Source organism: Coprococcus sp. BIOML-A2 (assembly GCF_009875795.1).
GTDB classification, from domain to species: Bacteria; Bacillota; Clostridia; order Lachnospirales; family Lachnospiraceae; genus Coprococcus; species Coprococcus aceti.
On sequence record NZ_WWSI01000002.1, the window covers coordinates 1 to 23,109 of the forward strand.

General features: G+C 44.7%; 22 protein-coding genes. 19 read left to right on the forward strand and 3 right to left on the reverse strand.

The window, feature by feature from the left end; translation table 11 throughout:
- Positions 1-444 precede the first annotated feature (444 nt).
- From GT575_RS04005 to GT575_RS04080, 16 genes are all read left to right on the forward strand, one after another.
- The gene (locus GT575_RS04005) at positions 445-711 is read left to right on the forward strand and encodes an OmpA family protein (protein ID WP_022216619.1); all 267 of its coding nucleotides are present in this window, start codon (positions 445-447) and stop codon (positions 709-711) included.
- A 46-nt stretch (positions 712-757) separates the two neighbouring features.
- Positions 758-1,747, forward strand: a complete 990-nt coding sequence (locus tag GT575_RS04010) for an ion transporter (RefSeq protein ID WP_055223667.1) — start codon at positions 758-760, stop codon at positions 1,745-1,747.
- A gap of 241 nt (positions 1,748-1,988) precedes the next feature.
- Entirely contained in the window at positions 1,989-3,593 is a 1,605-nt protein-coding gene (gene pckA / locus GT575_RS04015) for a phosphoenolpyruvate carboxykinase (ATP) (RefSeq protein WP_004849399.1), read from the forward strand.
- A 195-nt stretch (positions 3,594-3,788) separates the two neighbouring features.
- The gene (locus GT575_RS04020) at positions 3,789-5,318 is read left to right on the forward strand and encodes a putative DNA modification/repair radical SAM protein (RefSeq protein WP_055279807.1); all 1,530 of its coding nucleotides are present in this window, start codon (positions 3,789-3,791) and stop codon (positions 5,316-5,318) included.
- Between the two features lie 11 nt (positions 5,319-5,329).
- Entirely contained in the window at positions 5,330-6,100 is a 771-nt protein-coding gene (locus GT575_RS04025) for a TIGR03915 family putative DNA repair protein (RefSeq protein ID WP_330375961.1), read from the forward strand.
- 123 nt (positions 6,101-6,223) lie between these two features.
- Positions 6,224-6,514 (forward strand): 30S ribosomal protein S6, encoded by a 291-nt coding sequence (gene rpsF, locus GT575_RS04030; protein ID WP_015533308.1) that lies wholly within the window; start codon positions 6,224-6,226, stop codon positions 6,512-6,514.
- Between the two features lie 16 nt (positions 6,515-6,530).
- Positions 6,531-6,983 carry a single-stranded DNA-binding protein gene (locus GT575_RS04035; RefSeq protein WP_022216615.1) on the forward strand — a complete coding sequence of 151 codons (453 nt, stop codon included), beginning with the start codon at positions 6,531-6,533 and terminating at the stop codon, positions 6,981-6,983.
- A 17-nt stretch (positions 6,984-7,000) separates the two neighbouring features.
- A complete protein-coding gene (rpsR, locus tag GT575_RS04040; RefSeq protein ID WP_015533306.1) occupies positions 7,001-7,264 on the forward strand; it encodes a 30S ribosomal protein S18 in 264 nt (87 codons plus the stop codon).
- A 129-nt stretch (positions 7,265-7,393) separates the two neighbouring features.
- Positions 7,394-8,311, forward strand: coding sequence for an ABC transporter ATP-binding protein (locus GT575_RS04045; protein WP_022216614.1), 918 nt, complete (start codon positions 7,394-7,396; stop codon positions 8,309-8,311).
- Complete coding sequence (locus GT575_RS04050) at positions 8,304-9,074, forward strand: ABC transporter permease (RefSeq protein ID WP_161171547.1); 771 nt, start codon at positions 8,304-8,306, stop codon at positions 9,072-9,074. The genes GT575_RS04045 and GT575_RS04050 overlap by 8 nt, the downstream gene beginning before the upstream one ends.
- A gap of 147 nt (positions 9,075-9,221) precedes the next feature.
- The gene (glnA, locus tag GT575_RS04055; RefSeq protein ID WP_118649319.1) at positions 9,222-10,553 is read left to right on the forward strand and encodes a type I glutamate--ammonia ligase; all 1,332 of its coding nucleotides are present in this window, start codon (positions 9,222-9,224) and stop codon (positions 10,551-10,553) included.
- A 112-nt stretch (positions 10,554-10,665) separates the two neighbouring features.
- On the forward strand, positions 10,666-11,217 hold the full coding sequence (locus GT575_RS04060; RefSeq protein WP_022216613.1) for an ANTAR domain-containing response regulator: 552 nt from the start codon (positions 10,666-10,668) through the stop codon (positions 11,215-11,217).
- A gap of 25 nt (positions 11,218-11,242) precedes the next feature.
- Positions 11,243-12,043: a diaminopimelate epimerase gene (dapF, locus tag GT575_RS04065; RefSeq protein ID WP_055143828.1), complete on the forward strand. Its 801-nt coding sequence runs from the start codon at positions 11,243-11,245 to the stop codon at positions 12,041-12,043.
- A 10-nt stretch (positions 12,044-12,053) separates the two neighbouring features.
- Positions 12,054-13,271, forward strand: coding sequence for an LL-diaminopimelate aminotransferase (locus GT575_RS04070; RefSeq protein WP_161171548.1), 1,218 nt, complete (start codon positions 12,054-12,056; stop codon positions 13,269-13,271).
- 216 nt (positions 13,272-13,487) lie between these two features.
- Positions 13,488-14,987 (forward strand): alpha-amylase, encoded by a 1,500-nt coding sequence (locus GT575_RS04075; RefSeq protein WP_015533301.1) that lies wholly within the window; start codon positions 13,488-13,490, stop codon positions 14,985-14,987.
- 67 nt (positions 14,988-15,054) lie between these two features.
- Positions 15,055-15,384 carry a YerC/YecD family TrpR-related protein gene (locus GT575_RS04080; protein ID WP_015533300.1) on the forward strand — a complete coding sequence of 110 codons (330 nt, stop codon included), beginning with the start codon at positions 15,055-15,057 and terminating at the stop codon, positions 15,382-15,384.
- A 112-nt stretch (positions 15,385-15,496) separates the two neighbouring features.
- Here the strand turns inward: GT575_RS04080 and GT575_RS04085 are convergent, their stop codons facing one another.
- Together GT575_RS04085 and GT575_RS04090 are read right to left on the reverse strand one after the other, a co-directional pair.
- The gene (locus tag GT575_RS04085; RefSeq protein WP_055143830.1) at positions 15,497-16,198 is read right to left on the reverse strand and encodes a DUF1836 domain-containing protein; all 702 of its coding nucleotides are present in this window, start codon (positions 16,196-16,198) and stop codon (positions 15,497-15,499) included.
- 484 nt (positions 16,199-16,682) lie between these two features.
- On the reverse strand, positions 16,683-17,969 hold the full coding sequence (locus tag GT575_RS04090) for an HlyC/CorC family transporter (protein ID WP_055143832.1): 1,287 nt from the start codon (positions 17,967-17,969) through the stop codon (positions 16,683-16,685).
- A 185-nt stretch (positions 17,970-18,154) separates the two neighbouring features.
- Here GT575_RS04090 and GT575_RS04095 point away from each other — a divergent pair, with 185 nt between their 5' ends.
- The gene (locus tag GT575_RS04095) at positions 18,155-18,337 is read left to right on the forward strand and encodes a hypothetical protein (protein WP_015533298.1); all 183 of its coding nucleotides are present in this window, start codon (positions 18,155-18,157) and stop codon (positions 18,335-18,337) included.
- A 181-nt stretch (positions 18,338-18,518) separates the two neighbouring features.
- The gene (locus GT575_RS04100; protein WP_161171549.1) at positions 18,519-20,144 is read left to right on the forward strand and encodes an ABC-F family ATP-binding cassette domain-containing protein; all 1,626 of its coding nucleotides are present in this window, start codon (positions 18,519-18,521) and stop codon (positions 20,142-20,144) included.
- Positions 20,145-20,226: 82 nt separating this feature from the next.
- Here the strand turns inward: GT575_RS04100 and GT575_RS04105 are convergent, their stop codons facing one another.
- Complete coding sequence (locus GT575_RS04105; protein WP_022216609.1) at positions 20,227-21,114, reverse strand: hypothetical protein; 888 nt, start codon at positions 21,112-21,114, stop codon at positions 20,227-20,229.
- A 558-nt stretch (positions 21,115-21,672) separates the two neighbouring features.
- Between GT575_RS04105 and GT575_RS04110 the strand changes: the two genes are divergently transcribed.
- Complete coding sequence (locus GT575_RS04110) at positions 21,673-23,094, forward strand: ABC transporter substrate-binding protein (protein ID WP_161171550.1); 1,422 nt, start codon at positions 21,673-21,675, stop codon at positions 23,092-23,094.
- Positions 23,095-23,109 lie beyond the last annotated feature (15 nt).

The window sequence follows — 23,109 nt, forward strand, 5'->3', positions numbered from 1 at the left end:
CCGCACATTTTGTACGGTCGTTCATCAGCACCTCATTTTAGATATTTAACCTGTCTACTTGACAGGGGGCATATCATGCTAGGCGGTTCTTTTTTAAACAACAACTTAAACAACTAAGAGTAAATTACTTTCTCTTGGACAACTGAGTTCAGTATATACACAAAATATGAACAGAATATGTACAGAAAAAAAACGTTTTGCAAAATAAAATCTTCAAAATTTAAAGATTTTATGACACATTTTTCAAAGTGCACAAAAAGAAAATGGCCATTTGTGCGGTATGCACAGAGCCTTGTAAAAACATGTAAATCCCGCATAAATATGTAAATAACAGGTAAAGGAGTAAGTATTTCAACTGGTAAAACAGCCTCTTTTTAATTATGATAGGAGATAGGGCGATTATAAGTGTGTGTATGTTTGCCATAACGGGTGGTATATTCGTGTATGCTTACCATCAACCAGTTCCTGCCGAAGTACTGCAGTGTGCTTCTGCGCGATGATTACAGGGAATACGTTTCGGAGATAATCATAGAGGGACACACGGATACGAATGGTTCCTACATATACAATCTTGAACTTTCACAGCAGCGAGCGTTCTCAGTGGCAAAGTACTGTCTGACGGAGAGCAACGGCATCATAAGCAGTGGACATGGCAGCGTCGAGACGCGTGGAGATCAAGTTCAGGCTTCAGGACGAAGAGATGATAGATGAGATGATGGACATTCTCAAGGACAAATAGATATATAAGAGGAGAGCAATGGCGGTAAACAAGACAAAACTCAAAAAGCAAATATTTGACATAATACAGATAGGGGACAAAAGCAATCTGGCGAGCAGGGCATTTGACATATTCATAGTGGGTGTCATATTGTCGAACATATCGGTGATGTTCCTGCAGACCTACGATCAGCTTGAACCATATTATGGGCTGCTGAGTGTTATCGAGTGGGTGACTACAGGCATATTCTGTGTTGAGTATATTCTCCGCATATGGACGGCGGATTTCCTGTATCCCACATGCACCAGAGGAAAGGCTATAGGAAAGTTCCTCATATCATATGACGGAGTTGTGGATCTGCTCACGATCATACCAGTGTTCTTTCTGTCTGGCTTCGTGGCGTTCAGGATGCTCAGGGTGATCCGTATATTCCATCTTTTCAGGATCAATTCAAAGTACGACAGCTTCAATGTCATCAAGATGGTCCTGCTGAGAAAGAGCAGACAGATCATATCGTCCATGTTCATCATATTTATACTGATGATGGCGAGCAGCCTGTGTATGTACAGCACTGAGCATGCCGCACAGCCGGGAGTGTTCAGCAACGCCTTCAGCGGCATATGGTGGGCGGTATCGACAGTCCTTACCGTGGGGTATGGAGACATTTACCCGATCACGCTGCTGGGCAAATGCATGGCGATAGTCATAGCATTTATGGGAGTTCTGCTGGTAGCGATACCTACAGGTATCATAAGCGCCGGATTTGTAGAACAGTATCAGAACAATGCCAACGAGGAGTCCAAAGTTGTTGATGTGGACGAGATTGGAGAACTGCTCGTAGATGATGTGAGCAAGTTTTGCGGCAGGACCATACTCCAGGCTACGGAGGAGTATGGTGTGAATATATATATGGTACTCAGGGATAATATGTCTATACTGCCGACAGGTGATCTGGAGATACAGACAGGTGATATTCTGATAGTGAAGTCAAAATTTCTTGAGAAGAGACGTGGAAGCTCATTATCTTAGGTTATGCAAGTAATAAATATAAAATTGAGATTATAAATGAGAAGTTTCTGTAAACTACAAAAAAAACTCAATAATCATATTGATTTATTTTGACTAATTGGGTATACTTTCAACTGAATATGAGAGAAAGTGTTCATATTTATTTTCAGATTATTGAGTGCTGTATAGTTGCGGTGCCGGCAGGGTACAGGCGACATGCACCTATCAATGAAATACATTTAAAGAAAAGGAGTTAAGAAAAATGGCAACAGTTGATTTAACTAAGTATGGCATTACAGGCACAACAGAGATCGTACACAATCCTTCATATGAATTGTTATTCGAGGAAGAGACAAAGGCTGACCTTCAGGGATACGAGAAGGGACAGGTTAGTGAGCTCGGCGCAGTTAACGTTATGACTGGTATTTATACAGGCCGTTCACCTAAAGATAAGTATATCGTAGTAGATGAGAACTCAAAGGACACTGTATGGTGGACATCAGATGAGTACAAGAACGATAACCATCCAATGACAGAGGAGACATGGGCATCAGTTAAGGATCTTGCAAAGAAGGAGCTCTCAAACAAGAGACTTTTCGTAGTTGATGCATTCTGCGGAGCAAATGCTGATACTCGTATGGCTATCCGTTTCATCGTTGAGGTTGCTTGGCAGGCTCATTTCGTAACAAACATGTTCATCAAGCCAACTGAGGAAGAGCTTAAGAACTTCGAGCCAGATTTCGTAGTGTACAATGCTTCAAAGGCTAAGGTTGAGAACTACAAGGAGTTAGGACTTAACTCAGAGACATGTGTAGCATTCAACATCACAAGCCATGAGCAGGTTATAGTTAACACATGGTACGGCGGAGAGATGAAGAAGGGTATGTTCTCAATGATGAACTACTACCTTCCACTTAAGGGAATGGCTTCAATGCACTGCTCAGCTAACACAGATATGAACGGTGAGAACACAGCTATCTTCTTCGGCCTTTCAGGAACAGGTAAGACAACACTTTCAACAGATCCAAAGCGTCTCCTCATCGGTGATGATGAGCACGGCTGGGATGACAACGGCGTATTCAACTTCGAGGGTGGATGCTATGCTAAGGTTATCGACCTTGACAAGGATTCAGAGCCAGACATCTACAACGCTATCAAGAGAAACGCTCTTCTTGAGAACGTTACACTTGATGCAAACGGCAAGATCGATTTCACTGATAAGAGCGTAACAGAGAACACTCGTGTATCTTACCCAATAGATCATATCAAGAACATTGTAAGACCTATATCATCAGCACCAGCTGCAAAGAACGTAATCTTCCTTTCAGCAGATGCGTTTGGAGTACTTCCTCCAGTATCAATCCTTACACCAGAGCAGACACAGTACTACTTCCTGTCAGGATTCACAGCAAAGCTTGCTGGTACAGAGAGAGGTATCACAGAGCCAACACCTACATTCTCAGCTTGCTTCGGTCAGGCATTCCTCGAGCTGCATCCTACAAAGTATGCAGAGGAGCTTGTTAAGAAGATGGAGAAGAGCGGTGCTAAGGCATACCTTGTCAACACAGGATGGAATGGAACAGGCAAGAGAATCTCAATCAAGGATACAAGAGGAATCATCGATGCAATCCTCAGCGGTGCTATCAATGAGGCTCCTACAAAGAAGATCCCTATGTTCGACTTCGAGGTTCCAACAGAGCTTCCTGGCGTAGATCCAGCAATCCTTGACCCACGTGACACATACGCTGATGCTTCAGAGTGGGAGACAAAGGCTAAGGATCTTGCAGCAAGATTCCAGAAGAACTTTGCTAAGTACGAGGGTAATGCAGCAGGTAAGGCATTAGTTGCAGCAGGCCCACAGCTCTAAGATATAGCTTAGGATCATATAGAAGAAAGGAACTGTCATAGTCCAGAGCCTTTCGCATAGAGAAGACCGGATACATTCGTTCAGAGTGTGTCTGGTCTTTTTTTGTCTGCGCCATCCATAAGTAATATTATGCTTTAACCGGCAACCAGAAATTACCTCTTGCAATACCGAACAAATGTTCGTATAATATTATGCATGAACGAGATAATTACAGGACTTACAACGAAGGAAAAACTGAATATACTGGCGGATGCGGCGAAGTATGATGTGGCATGTACATCTAGTGGAGTGGACAGGAAGGGACAGAAGGGAGCCCTGGGCAACAGTGTATCATGTGGTATATGTCACAGCTTTGCAGCGGATGGAAGATGTATATCGCTGCTTAAGGTCCTTATGACGAACCACTGTGTATATGACTGCAAGTACTGTCTGAACCGCAGAAGCAATGATGTGCCAAGAGCGACATTTGAACCGGAGGAGCTGTGCGATCTGGTCATAGAGTTCTACAAGAGGAATTATATAGAAGGGTTGTTCCTGAGCTCTGGAGTGCTCAGGGATCCGACATACACCATGCAGAGGATGTGTGAGACTCTGTATCTTCTCAGGACGAAGTACAGGTTCAATGGATATATCCATGTGAAGACCATTCCGGGGGCATCGGATGAGCTTATAAGCATGGTGGGATATTTAGCGGACAGGATAAGTGTTAATATGGAGCTGCCGACTGAGGAGGGGTTGAAGAAGCTTGCCCCGAACAAGAGCTTTGGCACCATACTTGATCCCATGGGCAAGCTGACCAGCACTATAGAATCCCACAGACTGGCGGTGGGCAAGACTGCGCGTATGGAGAGGAGCGGTATCAACAGATACCTTACTGGAAGCATATTCAACGAGAAGAATCTGCAGAAGGATCTGACCGCATACAAAGCAGAGCTGGCAGGGCAGGAAAGACATGGTGCTCTGCAGATGTCAGCAGCAGAGGCACTCACAGATGGAATGACCTCTGATAAAAGAGACATCGGTGCTGCCTCTTCGCCCCTCCCTGTCATGTTTGGAGATACAGACAGGAGACAGGCATTTGCCCCGGCGGGACAGAGCACACAGATGATAGTTGGAGCCAGCGGAGAGTCGGATTACACGCTCATACACACAGCCCAGAGACTGTATCAGCGATACGATCTGAAGCGTGTGTTCTACTCCGCGTATATACCGATCAACGAGGACTCGGCACTCCCTGCGCTGGATACGGCGGTTCCATTGCTCCGTGAGCACAGATTGTATCAGGCGGACTGGCTGCTCAGATATTATGGATTCCACGCTGAGGAGATATTGTCTGAGAACGAGCCGAACCTCGATCAGAGAATGGATCCGAAGTGCAACTGGGCAGTGAGACATCTTGACCAGTTCCCGGTGGAGGTGCAGACGGCACCGTATGATCTGCTTCTCAGGATTCCCGGCATAGGGCCGAAGTCGGCGGGCAGGATAGTGAGAGCCCGCAGATACGGAAGTCTGGATTTCGATAATCTGAAGAAGATGGGGGTGGTGCTTAAGAGAGCACATTATTTTATAACGTGTGGCGGACGTATGATGTACAGGATCCCTATAGAGAGGGATTACATTGTCAGGGAGATGACGGATCTGAGCCGGGGAGAGAACTGGCAGGCATCACACGGCAATGAACAGTATAGACAGATGACTTTATTTGATATAGGAATGAAGGCGTGAAGGTGGAAGTTATGGACAATATGAAGGTTTTCACATGCAGAGACAGATATGACGATATGGCTACATGCATATATGAGGCGTGGAGTATGGCACTGCAGGTCGGACACGACCATGTGATGCTTATGAAGGAGCCTGTGGAACAACTGGATATGTTCGCTGACTATATACATGTCGAGCCGGATGCGGACAAGGTGCAGAAGTTTACCCGGTCTGTGAAGAAGGTATCCTGGCTGGTGTACCGCAACGTATTCAATGCACTATTGTCGCATCAGGAGGATGCACTGGATACTGTGTACAGATATCTGATACTGGCATTTGCCGAGGGGCGGAAGGTGGAACATATGCTCATAAGTCCGGAGGTGATGCGTATCATGGAGCTTGGGCGGAGTGTGAGCAACGAGGCACATCTATTCAGGGAGATAGCCAGATTCACTGTTGTCCAGGGGCGGGTGTATGTATGTCATATAGAACCAAAGGACGATGTTGCGCTTCTTGTCGCCAGTCATTTTGCGGACAGGATGCCGTCAGAATACTGGCTGATAGTGGATGATGGCAGACGTTACGCCGTGGTGCATCCGGTGGATTCGGATATGTATGTGAGGCGGCTTACAGATCAGGAGATGGAGACGCTGGGCAGTGCAGAATATATGGAGGATGATTACACAGATATGTGGAGAACATTCTTCAGCGCGGTGAGCGTGGAGCAGAGAGAGAACTACAGATGCCAGAGAAGCATGTTCCCTTTGTGGTCGAGAAAGCATGCCACAGAATTTTTGGGATGATCATAGAAAAAATGCTTGAATTGGCTGGAAAAATATGATAGTATCTGAACTTGTGATGTATTAATCATATTTTCCTTGCTCACAGATGACTGTGGGCCAGAGACCATAAGGAGGTGCAATGTAATGAACAAATATGAATTAACTTTAGTTGTTAGTGCAAAGATTGATGAGGAAGCCAGAACAGCTGTAGTTGATAAGGTTAAGTCTTATATTGAGAAGGCTAACGCAACAATTACAGAAGTTAACGAGTGTGGACTCAAGAAGCTTGCTTACGAGATTCAGAAGATGGGCGAAGCATACTACTACTTCATTCAGTTTGATGCAGAGGCTGGAGTTCCAGCTCAGCTTGAGGCTAACATTCGTATTATGGAATCAGTTCTTAGATATCTTTGCGTTAGATTAGACGCCGAGTAATAGGAGGTATTCTATAATGAACAAGGTAATATTGATGGGTCGTCTCACAAGAGACCCGGAAGTTAGATATTCACAGTCAAACACAGGTGATGGCCAGATGGCTATTGCAAGATACACATTGGCTGTAGACAGAAGATTCAATAGAAATGGCGACCAGAGTGCAGACTTCATCGGCTGCGTTGCATTTGGCAGGAGCGCTGAGTTTGCAGAGAAGTACCTGAAGCAGGGAACGAAGATTGCTATAACAGGTAGAATCCAGACTGGAAGCTATACGAATAAGGATGGTAACAAGGTGTACACAACTGATGTTGTTGTTGAGGAGCAGGAGTTTGCTGAGAGCAAGGCTGCAAGCGGACAGGCATCAGGCGGTGGATATCAGCCAGCAGGAAGACCGGCACCTGGCAATGCAGGAGCTGAGGGCTTCATGAGTATACCGGAAGGTATTGAGGACGATTTACCATTCAAGTAAAATAGGAGGTAAATACAATGGCTTACAATAAGACTGATAGAGCTGACGCTCCAATGAAGAGAAGAAATATCCGTAGAAGAAAGAAAGTCTGCGAGTATTGTGCTAATAAAGAGGCTGTGATCGATTACAAGGATTCAAACGCACTCAGAAAGTATATCTCAGAGAGAGGTAAGATCCTTCCAAGAAGAATCACAGGAACATGTGCTAAGCATCAGAGAGCAATCACAATTGCTGTTAAGAGAGCTAGACAGATCGCAATATTACCATACGTTCAGGATTAATTCTTATCATTGATAAGTATATAAAGGACCCGTTGTTCAGCTATGTGCTGGATGACGGGTTTTTGTGTAAATTCATAGAATATTATTTCCTGTAGGCGTATTTTATGAGGACAGAAAGGTGGGGGATAAATGGCAGAGAATGTTGTGAGAGTAAGCGGACTCACGAAGACATTTGGAAAGAATACTGTTTTGTCCAATGTCAATATATCTCTTGAAAGGGGGAAGATATATGGCTTTATAGGACAGAACGGGGCAGGAAAGACTACCCTGATCAATCATATCAATGGTCTGTTGTTTCCTGACGAGGGAGAGATAGAATTATTTGGCGCCAGTGACAGCAAGGGGCTGGTGAATGCCAGAAAGAGGATAGGAACGGTGTGCGAACATGCCGGACTGCACGACAATTATAATGCTGTAGACAACATAAAGCTTAATATGAAGCTGAGGGGGATAAAGAACGACAAGCTCATCGAGCAGACCATAGCAAATGTTGGATTGCAGGGCGTTGGCAAGAAGAAGTTTAGGAATTATTCGATGGGAATGAAGCAGAGGCTGGCGATTGGCTGTGCCATGCTGTCAGGTCCGGATCTCCTGCTATTGGATGAGCCGATAAACGGACTTGATCCGGTTGGAATAGTTGAGATAAGAAATCTTCTCAAGCAGATAAATCAGAGATTTGGTGTGACGATACTTATATCCAGCCATATACTCACAGAGCTTCACGAGCTGGCAACGGACTACATAATGATAGACAGAGGACAGATCATAGACTGCCTCTCTGCAGCGCAGCTTGACGCGAAGTGCCACAGGAGACTGAGATTGCGCACCAATGATGTGAAGAAGGTTCTTGATATACTTGCTATGAGATACAATATAGTGAATGTGTATGTGAATGGCGATGAGATAATCGTGGACCAGCCGGTAAACTCAGACGAGCTGGCATGGGTTCTCTACAATGAGAGGGTGTTTGTCAGTGAGTACCATCTCGAGGAGGAGAGCCTTGAGAACTACTTTATTCATAGGATAGGGGGTGCTCATTATGCGTGAACTGTTGTCGGCTGAATTTTATAAGCTGTATAAGAGCCTGGGCTTCAGGGTGTGCCTGATAGTTTTCTTTGTCCAGGATATAATATATCTGATCTCGGTGGGATTGGTTGGAGATATTCTCGGAATGGAACTCACGGGGGATTTTCAGTTCCAGTATCTGCTGGGCTCGTTTTCTGGAAGCTCGGTGTCCGGCATGCTGTTTGGATTTATTGCGGCGTCGCTCATCACCAGCGATTACAAGTCCAGGGATATCCAGTGTGCGATAGCCCAGGGACACAGCAGGGCACATATAATGTTTTCGAAGATCATAGTATATATAGTGGCGATATGGATACTCTCTTTTGAGGACATACTTGTATATACCATAGGAGGATGCATTTGTGGAGGCTTTGGAAAGGCATTTACCCTGAATGTGGCGGGATATATGCTGAGATCGATAGTGTGCGAGGGCTTTGTGCTTACGATGTTATATATGACATGCGTATTCCTTGCATTTGCGCTGACGTCCAAGGCAGCGTCCGTATCCGTGAATCTGCTGCTGTTTTTCCTGGCGGATCTCGGCGTGCAGATCATGCCTGTGCTGTTCCAGTCGGATGTTCTGGAGAAAATACTGGGCTATATGCCGTTCAGCTCTGTGAGGGAGATGAGTCAGGTCGATATAGACTGGAGTCACGCGGGAATATCCCTGGCAGTGGCCGCTGCGTATGGCGCGGTGATGATAGTGGCAACGTGGTTGACATTCAGGAAGAGAGATCTTCGATAGAGAATTATGACAGAATATACATTTGCTCAACCGTTCATCTGTGTTGACAAAAGTTCTGTCAAAGTTTATTATAACTCTAGCTATGAGAAAAACTCATAGGTATTTACATGCAGAGGATCAAACAATGTGTAGAAAAGGAGTATAACGATGGGAAAATACACAAAGGAAGACATACTGAAAAAGGTCAAAGAAGATGATGTTGAGTTTATAAGACTTCAGTTCACAGATATTTTTGGTGACCTTAAGAACGTAGCGATAACCTCAAGCCAGATAGAGAAGGCACTTGACAACAAGATCATGTTCGACGGTTCTTCTATAGAGGGCTTTGCGAGAATTGAGGAGTCAGATATGTATCTGTATCCTGATTATGATACATATGAGACATTCCCTTGGAGACCACAGCAGGGAAAGGTTGCAAGACTTATATGTGATGTATATAAGCCTGATGGAACACCATTTGAGGGCGATCCAAGATATGTACTTAAGAGAGCTCTGGCTGAGGCAAAAGAGATGGGTTACACTATGAATGTAGGTCCTGAGTGTGAGTTCTTCCTCTTCCAGACAGATGAGAACGGAATGCCTACAACTAACACATACGAGAGAGCAAGCTATTTTGATCTCGGACCACTGGATTTCGGTGAGAATGCGAGAAGAGATATGGTTCTTACTCTTGAGCAGATGGGATTTGAGATCGAGGCATCACACCATGAGGTAGCTCCTGCACAGCATGAGATAGATTTCAAGTACGGTGAGGCTTTGAGAACCGCCGACAACATCGAGACATTCAAACTGGTTGTAAAGACTATTGCCAAGAGACATGGTCTCTGCGCAACATTCATGCCAAAGCCAAAGTATGGCGTATGCGGTTCAGGTATGCATATGAACATGTCGCTCCAGAAGGATGGCAAGAACATATTTGCAGATGAGAACGATAAGCTCGGACTTAGCCAGGAGGCTTACTGGTTCATCGCCGGAATCATGGAGCATATGAAGGAGATGACAGCCATCACCAACCCACTTGTAAATTCATACAAGAGACTTGTTCCAGGCTATGAGGCTCCTATTTACATCGCATGGTCAGCAAAGAACAGAAGTCCACTTATCAGAATTCCAAGTGCACGTGGTGCAGGAACAAGAGTTGAGCTCAGATGTCCGGATCCAACAGCTAACCCATACCTTGCCATGGCAGTATGCCTTAAAGCAGGACTTGACGGAATCAAGCGTCAGCTTCCAGTTCCACCAAGTGTAGATACAAATATATTCAACCTCACTGCAGAGGAGAAGAAGGCACGTCATATCCACAGCCTTCCTGCAAACCTCAGAGAGGCAACTCTTGCCATGAGCGAGAGCGACTTCATGAAGGAGGCAGTTGGTTCACACATCTTCGAGAGATATACAAGTGCCAAGATGGATGAGTGGAATGAGTACACAAGACAGGTTACAGACTGGGAGATTTCAAACTATCTGTACAAAGTCTGATCTTATACACGAACAATATAAAATGATGAGTAGTATAGGTAAGCGGAGCGAAAGGTCTGCTTACCTATATATTTGATAATAGCTATACATACACGATTGAGAGGGCTTTGATTTGGTAAATGTTATAATAGTTTTTCCGAAAATAGAGGAAGCAAAGAGTATAAAAAACCTGCTCATTCGCAATGGTATAAGTGTTACAAAGGTGTGTACAACCGGAGCCCAGGCGGCGCAGGCTGCGGATGCGTGTGACGATGGAGTCATAATATGTGGATATAAATTCCTGGATATGATGTATTCAGATCTTGAGAATTATATTCCGAAATATTTTGACATGATCGTGCTCAGCAGCAAGAAGAATTATGAGGAAGTCCGGGACAGCGGCGTGGTATGTCTGTCTATGCCGATAAAGTCCATGGACTTTGTGAATACCGTAAGTCTCACAATAGAGAATCTTCTGTGGGAGAGAAAAAAGAGAAAGTCCAGGCCGAAGGAGAGAACCAAGGAAGAGAAGAAGGTCATCAAGGCGGCAAAACTCAAGCTTATGCACGACTTTGAGTATGATGAACAGGGCGCTCACAGATATCTGCAAAAGAAGAGCATGGATAACGGTATAAATATAGTCGAGATGGCATATATGATACTGGATAATTCAGATTGTTTTTAAAACAGATCAAGAGGGAGGCTTTCTATTGCGATTCACGAAGATGGAAGGACTTGGAAATGACTACGTGTACGTGAACTGCTTCAGAGAAAAGGTATATGATCCGGAGATCTTAGCCAGGCTTGTCAGTGACAGGCACAGGGGCATTGGGGGCGACGGACTGATACTTATAGGACCTTCGGCCAGGGCTGATTTTAATATGGATATATACAATGCGGATGGCAGCAGGGCAGAGATGTGTGGAAATGGCATAAGATGCCTTGGCAAGTATGTATACGACCATGGAATGACGGAGAAGACGGAATTTACTGTGGAGACACAGGCGGGTATAAAACGGCTCAGATGTATTCTGCAGGATGGAAGAGTGGTTGCGGTATGTGTGGATATGGGCAGACCGGATATAGGTGCGGCTGTCGAGATGGCTGTTCTGCCTGATGAAACCGTGGATTTTGTCCGGGTATCCATGGGCAATCCCCATGCGGTTGTGTGGGTGGATGATATATATGTCTGCCAGATGGAGACTCTGGGGCCTGAGATGGAAGTGCATCCCATGTTCCCGAACAGGACAAATGTAGAATTTGTCCAGATCGTTGACGAAGATCATATGAGGATGCGAGTGTGGGAGCGCGGCTCTGGCGAGACATTTGCGTGCGGTACAGGCGCGTGTGCGGCTGTGGCGGCGGGGATAGCTGCCGGCAGGACGAGAGATTCGGTAAAGGTCTCATTGCTCGGAGGAACTTTGGATATTGATTACGACAGGCAGAATGAAACTATGTACATGACAGGACCGGCAAGGGAAGTATTTGAAGGCTGGACTGATATATATTAGGAGGAAAGATATGTTTAAGGCAAATGAAAATTATTTAAAGCTTCCGGGAAGTTATCTCTTCTCAACAGTTGGAAGAAAGCAGAGAGAGTACAGCGCAGCACACCCTGACAAGAAGGTTATAAGACTCAGTATCGGTGATGTGACTCAGCCACTTGCACCGGCTATCATAGAGCGCCTTCACAAGGCTGTAGACGAGATGGCAGTTGCGGAGACATTCAAGGGATATGCTCCTGATCTCGGCTATGAGTTCCTCAGAAACACCATAGCAAAGAACGACTATGCTGACAGAGGCGTGGACATATCTGCTGATGAGATATTTGTCAGCGACGGGGCAAAGAGTGACTCAGCAAATATCCAGGAGATATTTACAGCAGACAGCAAGATCGCAGTATGTGATCCTGTATACCCTGTATATGTTGATTCAAATGTAATGGCAGGAAGAACAGGAACATACGACAAGAACACAGAGTTGTGGAGCGATGTAATTTACATGCCATGTCTTGCGGACAATAACTTTGCGCCAGAGCTTCCAAAGGAGATACCTGACATCATATATCTGTGTTTCCCAAACAACCCTACAGGAGCAACGATCAAGAAGGATCAGCTTCAGGAGTGGGTAGATTACGCAAATAAGGTCGGAGCAGTCATCATCTACGATGCTGCATACGAGGCATATATCAGCGAGGAGGATGTTCCTCATACAATATATGAGTGCGAGGGCGCAAAGACATGCGCTATCGAGCTCAAGAGCTTTTCTAAGAACGCAGGATTCACAGGAACACGTCTTGGCTATGCTGTAGTTCCAAAGGATCTGAAGGACGCAGATGGCGTGTCAATGCACAGCCTGTGGGCAAGAAGGCATGGAACAAAGTTCAATGGCGCTCCATACATTGTTCAGGCAGCAGGAGACGCAGTGTACTCAGACGAGGGCAAGGCTCAGACAAAGGCTCAGATCGCATACTACATGAACAACGCAAAGGTTATCTCACAGGGACTTAAGGATGCAGGCTACACTGTATCAGGCGGTGTAAATGCGCCATACATCTGGCTTAAGACACCGAACAACATGTCATCATGGGATTTCTTCGATTATCTGCTTGAGAATGCAAATGTAGTCGGAACCCCAGGTTCAGGCTTCGGACCAAGCGGTGAGGGATATTTCAGACTTACTGCATTCGGAACTTATGAGAATACAGTTGAGGCTATAGAGAGAATCAAGAATATGTAATACAGCTATAAGCTGTGGTGTATACATGCATGGATCAGCGTGTGTAATCCGAGATATATACGTTACAGTACATAGTGTCTTTGGCATGCCTGCAGGCACTCCGGTAAGGGGAGTCTGCGGGCATGTTTTTTGTTATTTGTCGGTCTTTACTCATATATTCAGATTTGATATAATGACTTATAAGGGTGATTAAAAGCCAATAACGGAGGTATTGAGATGAAGGATAACGGACTTTTGGTACAGTATTTTACAGCGAATACGACCGACAGCCAGGATTTATGGAAAAAGGCAGCAGAGGACGCTGCGGTTCTGAAGAAGATGGGGGCTACGGCTGTATGGTTTCCGCCTGCTACAAAGGGAGCACAGGGCAAAGAAGATATGGGGTATGCTCCGTACGATCTGTATGATCTGGGAGAGTTTGACCAGAAGGGTTCAGTTGGAACCAGATATGGAACTAAGGATGAGTATATAGCTGCTATAAAGGCTATGAAGGATCAGGGGATAAATGTCTATGCGGACATTGCGGTCAGACAGAAGCTCGGCGCTGACAGGATAGAGAAGGTTACAGCAGCCGACTTCAACACCAAAGATATTCCACAGATGATCGGCAATAAGAAGACTGTGGGAGCACTTTCAAAGTTTACATTCCCTGGAAGAAAGTCAAAGTATTCCAAGTTCAAGTGGAACTGGAAGCATTTTGCGGGAATAGACTGGAAGCAGGAAGAATTCAAGAAGCGTGTGTGCGCTCTTGAGGGCAAGGATTATGACGAGGCGGACAAGGAATATTCCAAGTATGATTATATAATTGGAAGCGAGATTGATTTCTACAATCAGGAAGTGTATGACGAGCTCATGGCGTGGGCTCAGTGGTACGAGAAGACCACTGATGTGGACGGATTCAGATTCCAGGAGGCGGAGGCTATCCCTGCATGGTTTGTGAAGGATTTTATTGAAGCGACATCTGATGTCCCTGTAGCCGCTAAAAAGAAGGGCGCAGATGAGGCTCCGGAATATGTACATAAGGACATATTTGCTGTCGGTGATTTCTGGCACTGGAATACAGAATATCTGAATGGCTATATCAAGGCCACAGACAATGAGGCATCCATGTTCGATGTGCCATTGCACTTCAATTTCCACGATGCATCTGTGGCAGATGGAGAGTATAACATGGCAGATCTGCTTAAGGGTTCGCTTATGATGAGCAATCCGGAGAAGGCTGTTACATTTGTAGATAACCACGAATCCCAGGTCGGAGGAGTTCTGGAATCGTACGTTGAGGATTGGTTCAAGCCTCTGGCGTATGCGGTCATACTGCTCAGAGAGCAGGGCTATCCGTGCCTGTATATCGGCGACTATGCGGGAATACCACAGGTTAAGGTAAAGTCTAAGAAGACGATACTGAATAAGCTGCTCAAGCTCAGAAAGAAATATGCATACGGAACTCAGCACGACTACTTTGATCACAGCGAGGTTGTTGGATGGACCAGAGAGGGCGACGAGGAGCACAAGGATTCAGGACTTGCGGTTGTCATGTCCGATGGAATGGGCGGCACCAAGAGAATGTATGTGGGCAGACAGTTTGCGGGAGCACATTTTGCAGATGTCATGGGTAATGCCAAGTATGACATCAAGATAGATGACGAGGGCTGTGGCGAGTTCTATGTCAACAGAAGAGGCCTTTCAGTCTGGATCAAAAAAGATTGCAAATTATAAGAAAGTGGTATATAGTATATATTACTTTATCACGCTAAAGTCGTGAAAGTCAAAAAGGAGCTTAGACATGGGAAAAACAGTACATACAGAGGCAGTACAGGATCTGTTTGAGGCAATACTTACATTGGAGACAGAAGAGGAGTGCTTTAATTTCTTTGAGGATGTATGCACGGTGAATGAACTGTTATCTATAGCACAGCGTTTTGCAGTGGCCAAGATGCTGAAGGAAGACAACACATATCTGGAGGTTGCGGAGAAGACCGGAGCATCCACAGCCACGATAAGCAGGGTCAACAGATCCCTGAATTATGGCAAGGACGGATATGAGCTTGTATTTTCAAGAATGAAGAGCTTCCAGCAGAATGACAAGCAGAGCAACGAGAAAACCGACAAGTAGTCAGACAAAACCCCTGAACGATTACATTTTATCGTTCAGGGGTTTTATTTGTGTTACAGGCTGGAGTCCTGTGAAATCTGGTCGCAATACTTGTTGGTTGTGCGTAAGCTGACTATTTTTTCTTGCCCTCGGCTGCGGCGTTTGCCTGTGGCTGCTTAGCCTTTGCGGCTTTGGCTGCTGCCTGCTCTCTGGCTTTCTGTGCCTGGGCTTTAGCCTTCGCCTTGGCATCTTCCTCAGATTCCTGTCTGAGCTTGTCTACCAGATGCTCCACATATTTCTTCTTGGCATATATATCAACTGAGAGAAGTGAGATCATGCTGAGATCGTGGAGATAGGAGTCCTTCTCAGGATCGTACATGGCATCAGCCTTGTTGGCTGTTCTCACGATATCCTTGATGATGTCACCGTAATGCTGGGATAGATGCTCATACAAGTGGGCGTATATATCAGAAATATCCTTTCCGTCCTTGTTGGAATCAAAATAACCATCTATAAGAGGCTCAAGCAGAGTCTGTATATCGTTGATGCTGAGCATGTTCTTCAGGTAGTATATATAAATGAGCAGTATAAGGTGCTGCTTAGAATATCTCTTCTTGTTAGGCGATGGCAGAAGATTGTTCTTTGTGTAGTTGTTGATCATGGTCTTGGTCATCACCTTGTCCTCGTCATTGCGCCTGTTCTTTCCAAGCTGATCCTCCATGAAGGTGGTCAACTGATCCATGTACAGGTCAATGGAAGGAATATCCTTAGGGTTTATATAATCAAGGCCACCGGCCATTGATATTATGTCTTTAATATTTGTCTTTTTATCCATATAGACACCTCTTATATTAGTTGGAGCACGCACAGGAACTGCTGTGCGAAAAAGCTGTTCATAAATACCGTTCACAAATTGACATATTCCAACAGTTGTACGTGCTGTGTATGCAGTATGCATTGTTTACGCAGCATGTGCTGTTTTGTGCAGTATGTGTTGTTTATGCAGTGTGTAATACCGCATATAAACAGTTGATTTTGAATCAACACGACATATTATATAGTATTCAAAACTACATTACAAGGTTGTTTTACTATAAAACGTATTAATTTGTTAAAAAATCAAGAGGAAAGAGAATGCTCAGGACGCTAGCTGGCTGCAAGTTTGACGATTGTATCTTTTTGAGCCGAAAAAAGAGAAAAGCACACAAGCTTTTGCAAGCCTGTGTGCTTTTCGTAAATTCCTTCGAGAAATATCACAAAATTGTATCTTTTTCAACGAAAATGTCTGTTTGCGCATAACCCCGCCACCCGGCGCTGACTTACTCGCCATCGGCGTCGCCTGGCTCCTGCGGAGCCAGCGTGATAAGCACTCTGGCGACTCGCTTTTTGTCCATCTCAAGTACCTTGTAGATGCATGAGATGTCGGTGACGGACTCGCCCTTGGCTGGAATGTGATCCAGCAGCTCGGTTATGTAACCGCCGAGGGAGTCGTAGTCCTCTGATTCTATCTTTAGATTCAGTGCATCATTCAGATCATCCAGCTTGATGGAGCCATCGACGTTGTAGTGGGTGTCGTCGACCTTGATGATGTTGTTGTGTTCCTCCGTGTCGTACTCATCCTTGATGTCTCCGATGATTTCCTCAATGAGATCCTCAATGGTAATAAGTCCTATGCAGATTCCGTACTCATCGAGCACTATGGCCATGGTATTGGAATCCGACTTCATGGAGTGCAGAAGATCATTGGTCTTCTGATATTCATATACATACAGTGGCTTTCTCATGATGTTACGAACGCTGAAATTATTGATATCATGGGTTGCCTTGTAGAAGAAGAGATCCTTAACATGAAGGATACCGATCACGTTATCTCTGGAGTCCTCATATACAGGAATTCTCGTATACGGTACTTCCATGTAGAGCTTCAGCAGATCATCATAAGCCATATCAACAGAGGCGATGGTCATATCTGCTCTTGGGATCATGACATCCCTTGCAATGGAATCTCCGAAGTCCACCACATTGGTTATCATTTCCTTCTCTTTGTCCTCGATGACGCCTTCCTCCTCACTGACGTTCACCATGCTTATGAGTTCATCCTCGGTCATCTTCTGGTTCCCGCCGTCCTTGTCGAGCCTTATGATCCAGAATATAAAATCAGCGATCTTATTCACTATGAATATCACAGGTGTGAGCACTATCATAAGGAACTGGATTATGTCAATGTATAACAGCGATATCTTCAGGTTATAACGCTGAGCCAGGGTCTTTGGTGTGATTTCTCCGAAGAGGAGAACGATCAGTGTCAGGGCTCCGGTTGCAATACCGACAGCAGAGCTTCCAAATGCCTTTGTTACGAATGTGGTCGTGAGAGAAGATGCTGATATGTTGACAATGTTATTTCCTATAAGAATAGTGCTTATCAGCTTGCCTGAATTCTCTGTGACCTTGAGAACCCGTGAGGCCCGCTTGTTGCCGTTGTCTGCAAGAGACCTGAGCGAGAATTTACTCACCGTTGTGAGTGCTGTTTCAGCTGAAGAAAAGAATGCGGACAGTGCGATCAGCACCACCAGAATGATAATGTTTATTATGGAACCTGCGTCCAAGATTTCATCTCCAATCATTTAAAAAATTTTTAATTCTGATTGTACTTAATATATAGCATATTGTCAAGAATCCGTACCTTGATGTGGCAAAGAATCAGCGAAGAATGAAATGTGGAATAAAAAGCAGAAAAAGACACACAATAATAAGGCAGCAGAAAAATGCATAGCAAAAAGGAGAGAACATCATGAGAAGTTCAACAGAAACCTACAAAGAAGTTGCAGAGAGATGCAGTGCGTATGAGAAGAAGTGTTCTTGTAAGGGCCTTTCAAACGATGTGACGGGTAAGAGTTGTCTTAACTGCGATCATTTTACAGACACAGAGTACTGTGAGCTTGATCTGTATGATCCTATAGTCAAGAATCTCTAGCTGGCAGCCAGAAAATTCTGGTAAAGGATATCAGAATGGAAGAGTGGAGCGGGGCAGGAAAAGCGCCGCTCTGTACATAAAGTAAAGTTGACACATCTGACATGTATTGATATACTTAATCACTGAAAATGGAGACGTCTGCGTGTGCAGACAGAGTAAATAGTGAAAGGTATATACGTCGATGATTAGTGCGAATAACATAACATTGAGATTTGGTAAGAAGGCTTTATTTGAGGATGTAAATATCAAATTTACAGAGGGTAACTGTTATGGACTGATCGGTGCAAATGGTGCCGGCAAGTCAACTTTCCTGAAGATCCTGTCAGGAGAGATAGAGCCGTCAAAGGGTGATGTGACAATGAATGATGGAGAGAGACTTTCAGTTCTCCAGCAGGATCACTACAAATACGATGAGTACCAGGTGCTTGACACAGTAATCATGGGTAACAAGCGTCTGTATGAGATAATGAAGGAAAAAGATGCTATATATATGAAGGAGGACTTCTCAGACGAGGATGGAGTCAAGGCTGCAGAGCTTGAGGCTGAATTTGCTGAGATGAACGGCTGGGAGGCAGAGTCAGATGCTTCCACACTCCTGAACGGACTTGGAGTAGGCACAGAGTATCACTACAGCCTGATGAAGGATCTGGATGGTGGACTCAAGGTCAAGGTGCTTCTTGCCCAGGCCCTTTTTGGCAATCCGGATGTACTTCTTCTGGATGAGCCTACAAACCACCTTGATATGGATGCCATCGCATGGCTTGAGGAATTTCTCATCAACTTTGAGAACACGGTTATCGTTGTATCGCATGACAGATATTTCCTGAACAAGGTATGTACCCATATAGCAGATATAGATTACAGCAAGATCCAGCTTTACGCAGGTAACTATGACTTCTGGTACGAGTCAAGTCAGCTTATGATCAAGCAGATGAAGGAAGCCAACAAGAAGAAGGAAGAGAAGATCAAAGAGCTCCAGGAGTTCATTCAGAGATTCTCGGCAAATGCTTCCAAGTCCAAGCAGGCTACATCCCGTAAGCGTGCCCTTGAGAAGATCGAGCTGGATGACATCAAGCCATCAAGCAGAAAATATCCATACATTGATTTCAGACCAAAGAGAGACATCGGTAACGAGGTGCTTACCGTATCACATATCTCCAAGACGGTTGACGGAGAAAAGCTTCTGGATGATATCTCGTTCACGGTTGGTCATGACGACAAGATAGCATTTGTCGGACCGAACACCAAGTCAACCACCATGCTCTTCAAGATACTTGCAGGCGAGGAGGAACCGGACGAGGGAAGCTATAAGTGGGGAGTTACTACCTCACAGGGATATTTCCCTAAGGACAACACCAAGGAGTTCGACAACGACCTCGTGATAGTTGACTGGCTGACACAGTATTCAGACGAGAAGGATGCCACATATGTAAGAGGCTTCCTCGGAAGAATGCTCTTTGCAGGTGAGGATGGAGTTAAGAAGGTCAAGGTCCTATCTGGAGGAGAGAAGGTAAGATGTCTTCTGTCCAAGCTGATGATCATGGGTTCAAACACCCTGATTCTCGATGAGCCTACAAACCACCTCGATATGGAGTCCATCACGGCACTCAATAACGGACTTATCAAGTTCCCTGGTGTAGTACTGTTCTCCTCACAGGATCACCAGTTTGTACAGACAACTGCAAACAGAATCATAGAGATTACAAATACAGGTCTCATAGACAAGCAGACAACATACGATGAGTATCTTGCAAATGACGAGCTTGCCAGAAAGAGACAGGTCATGAACATGGATTCAGAGGACTGATATATTGATATATGATCACCTGAATACAGATCATGACAGAAAAAATGGCTGTGACACAACAATATGTCACAGCCATTTTTTCTTATTCTATACCAAGATCAAAAATGTAATTCAACAGCTTGATAATGTGGTCAACATTCTCCTCGCTGTTGCCCGGGAATGAGAGATACACATCGTTGTATCCCAGGTTCATGCGGTTGGCAAAATCCGTTCCGCTGATGTTTATTGCGTATGCGGAAGTGTGATTTGCGGAATCCTGCGCCGTTACTACACGATCCTTGAGCTCTCCCTCGAAGAGAGTTTTGAGAGTGCCATCATATGTATCAAGCGGATGTATCAGATTTATCCAACTGCAGCACTCAACTCCGGCCTTGTCGGATATCAGCACATCATATACATTGTCCTCGCACAGCAGCGGGAAGGAAGAGTATTCCGTTCCATTTGCATCGTAGTCAGCGTCAAATGTAGTCGGATCGTAATGCAGGTTCTGCATATATTTGATCTTGTCCGAGTCCTTATAATTATAGTAGCTCTTATAGTCGTCTATAACGGATGTGTCCACGCTCCATGGATCAGGACTGTTGACCACCGCATATGCAAATACCGTCGGCCGGGTATTGGAATATACCGCCAGTGAGATCCAGGCCAGTGACACTACGATCATCAGTATTCCTATGATCTTCCATTTGTTGCAGTCTATAAAATAATGAAAACGCTGTGAGCGTGTCATGTCCGCTGTCTCAGCCTTTTTTTGTGCCCGTCTGTATCTGCGGCGCTCTGATCTCGTCATGGCGTGAAGCTCAAGACTGTTTTCGGTCGCAAGGTCCGCTTTGGGCGCTGCAGATCTAGGATCTGAGAAACCGTCGGCCACCTCACGCTTGACACCCCTTGGCTGGATCAAAATGTCATCCGGGGCATCCTTCTGTGTGCTTTCCAGCACCTCTTCCTGTGTATTATCTTTTTTGCTCATTCAAAACTCCTCTGCACGAAAAGAGCCGGAGGGCGTCCGGTCTTCCGCGTCAAATATATTTAATAATAGTATACTAACATATAGAAGAGGAGAACAGAACCCCTCCAATAGTGAAAAAAGTCTAAAATTTAAAATTGCACAATAAAACAGATCGGTTTTGCATGCACTATACATAATGACTAAAAGAAAACCTTGTAAATAAGCTGTTTTCTATATATAAAGTACAGTTGCCATATTAGCCGGAAAGGCGCATGGAATGTACGAAAAATAGGCTATTTGACAAAAATGATAAAATACACGCCTTATAGATAAAGTTTAATTAGTTATTTTTTTAGCTTAAAAAAAGGCGAATGTGCAAAAAAGATAAAAAAACTCAAAAAAGGGGTTGCCAAATTAGATAATATGCCCTATAATAAGCCTATGTTGACAAGGACGTTGTCAATAAAATCACAACAGAGGTCATGAAAAAGCATGACACGGCATTCCGGATATGCTCGATAAGGTGATTTTAGAGCATAGCATTGGAATAGCACACATATTTAAAAGGAGGGTTTTTTTGTGAGAAAAATCAAAAAGGCGTTAGCACTTTCATTAGCTATGGCAATGGGATTATCACTCGTTGCATGTGGCGGAAATGATGATGCTACAACAGAGGCAGCATCAGATGATGCTACAACAGAGGCAGCATCAGATGATGCTACAGAGGCAACAGAGGCAGATGCTTCAGCAACAGGAGCAATTGCAGCACCTAGCACAGATGGCTGGGATGACAGCAAGAAGATCTACGCTTACTCATGGGATGAGGATTTCTCAAAGAAGATGAACGTCGTTCTTGACAAGTTCCCAGAGTACAAGGACTATGTTGAGTTCGTAACACTTGGTGTTGGTGGAACAACAGATGAGTACAAGACAGCTATTGATACAGCTCTTACAAGTGGAGATAAGTATCCTTCACTTATCCCTGCTGATAACGATGTAGCTAAGTACTGGTCAGAGGATGACACAAAGACAGCTAACCTTACAGATCTTGGTTTCACAGATGATGTTATGGCTAACTCATATGACTTCGCTAAGCAGTATGGCACATACAACGGCGAGCTTAAGGCTGTTACATGGCAGGCTACAGCAGGTTCTGTATTCTACAGAAGAGACATTGCTAAGGAAGTTCTTGGATCAGATGATCCTGAGACAGTTCAGGCAGCTCTTGCTGATTGGGACAAGTTCTTCGAGACAGCAGACAAGTTAAAGGATGCTGGATACAAGATCGTATCTGGTCCTTCAGATGTTAAGTACGCTATCTGGGATACTCAGTCACAGCCTTGGGTAACAGATGACGGTTCATCAGAGAAGCTTACACTTGACGGTGCAGTTACAGAGTACCTTGAGACAGGTAAGAAGATCTATGATGGTGGATATTCAAACAACACAGCCCTTTGGGATTCATCATGGGCTGCTGATATGGCAAATGATTCAAAGGTATTCTGCTACTTCGGATGTCCTTGGTTCATAGGTTCAATGCAGGGTAACGGCGCTGTAGATGGTAACTGGGGAGCTGTTACAGGCCCTACATCATACCACTGGGGCGGTACATACGTAATGGTCGGTAAGGATACACCAAACCCAGAGCTTTGTGCATTCCTTCTTTACGAGTTAACATGTGATCCAGATGTTGGTGTTGATATCACAAACAAGACAGGTGACTGTGTAAACAACAAGGCAGCTAACGAGAGACTTATCAATGGTGAGCTTTCAAGCGAAAATGCAGCTCAGAAATTCCTTGGCGGACAGAACCCAATCGAGGTATGGGCAGCATCAGCAGAGGGAATCAACCTCAGCAACACAACATACCAGGATGCTTCAATCAAGGCATTCATCGATGAGGCAGCTACAGCTTACAACTCAGGTACATACACATCAGTTGATGATGCTGTTAAGTACATCGAGGACAAGTGTGCTTCAGAGCTTGGTATCTCAAAGTAATCTATCCCTAAAATA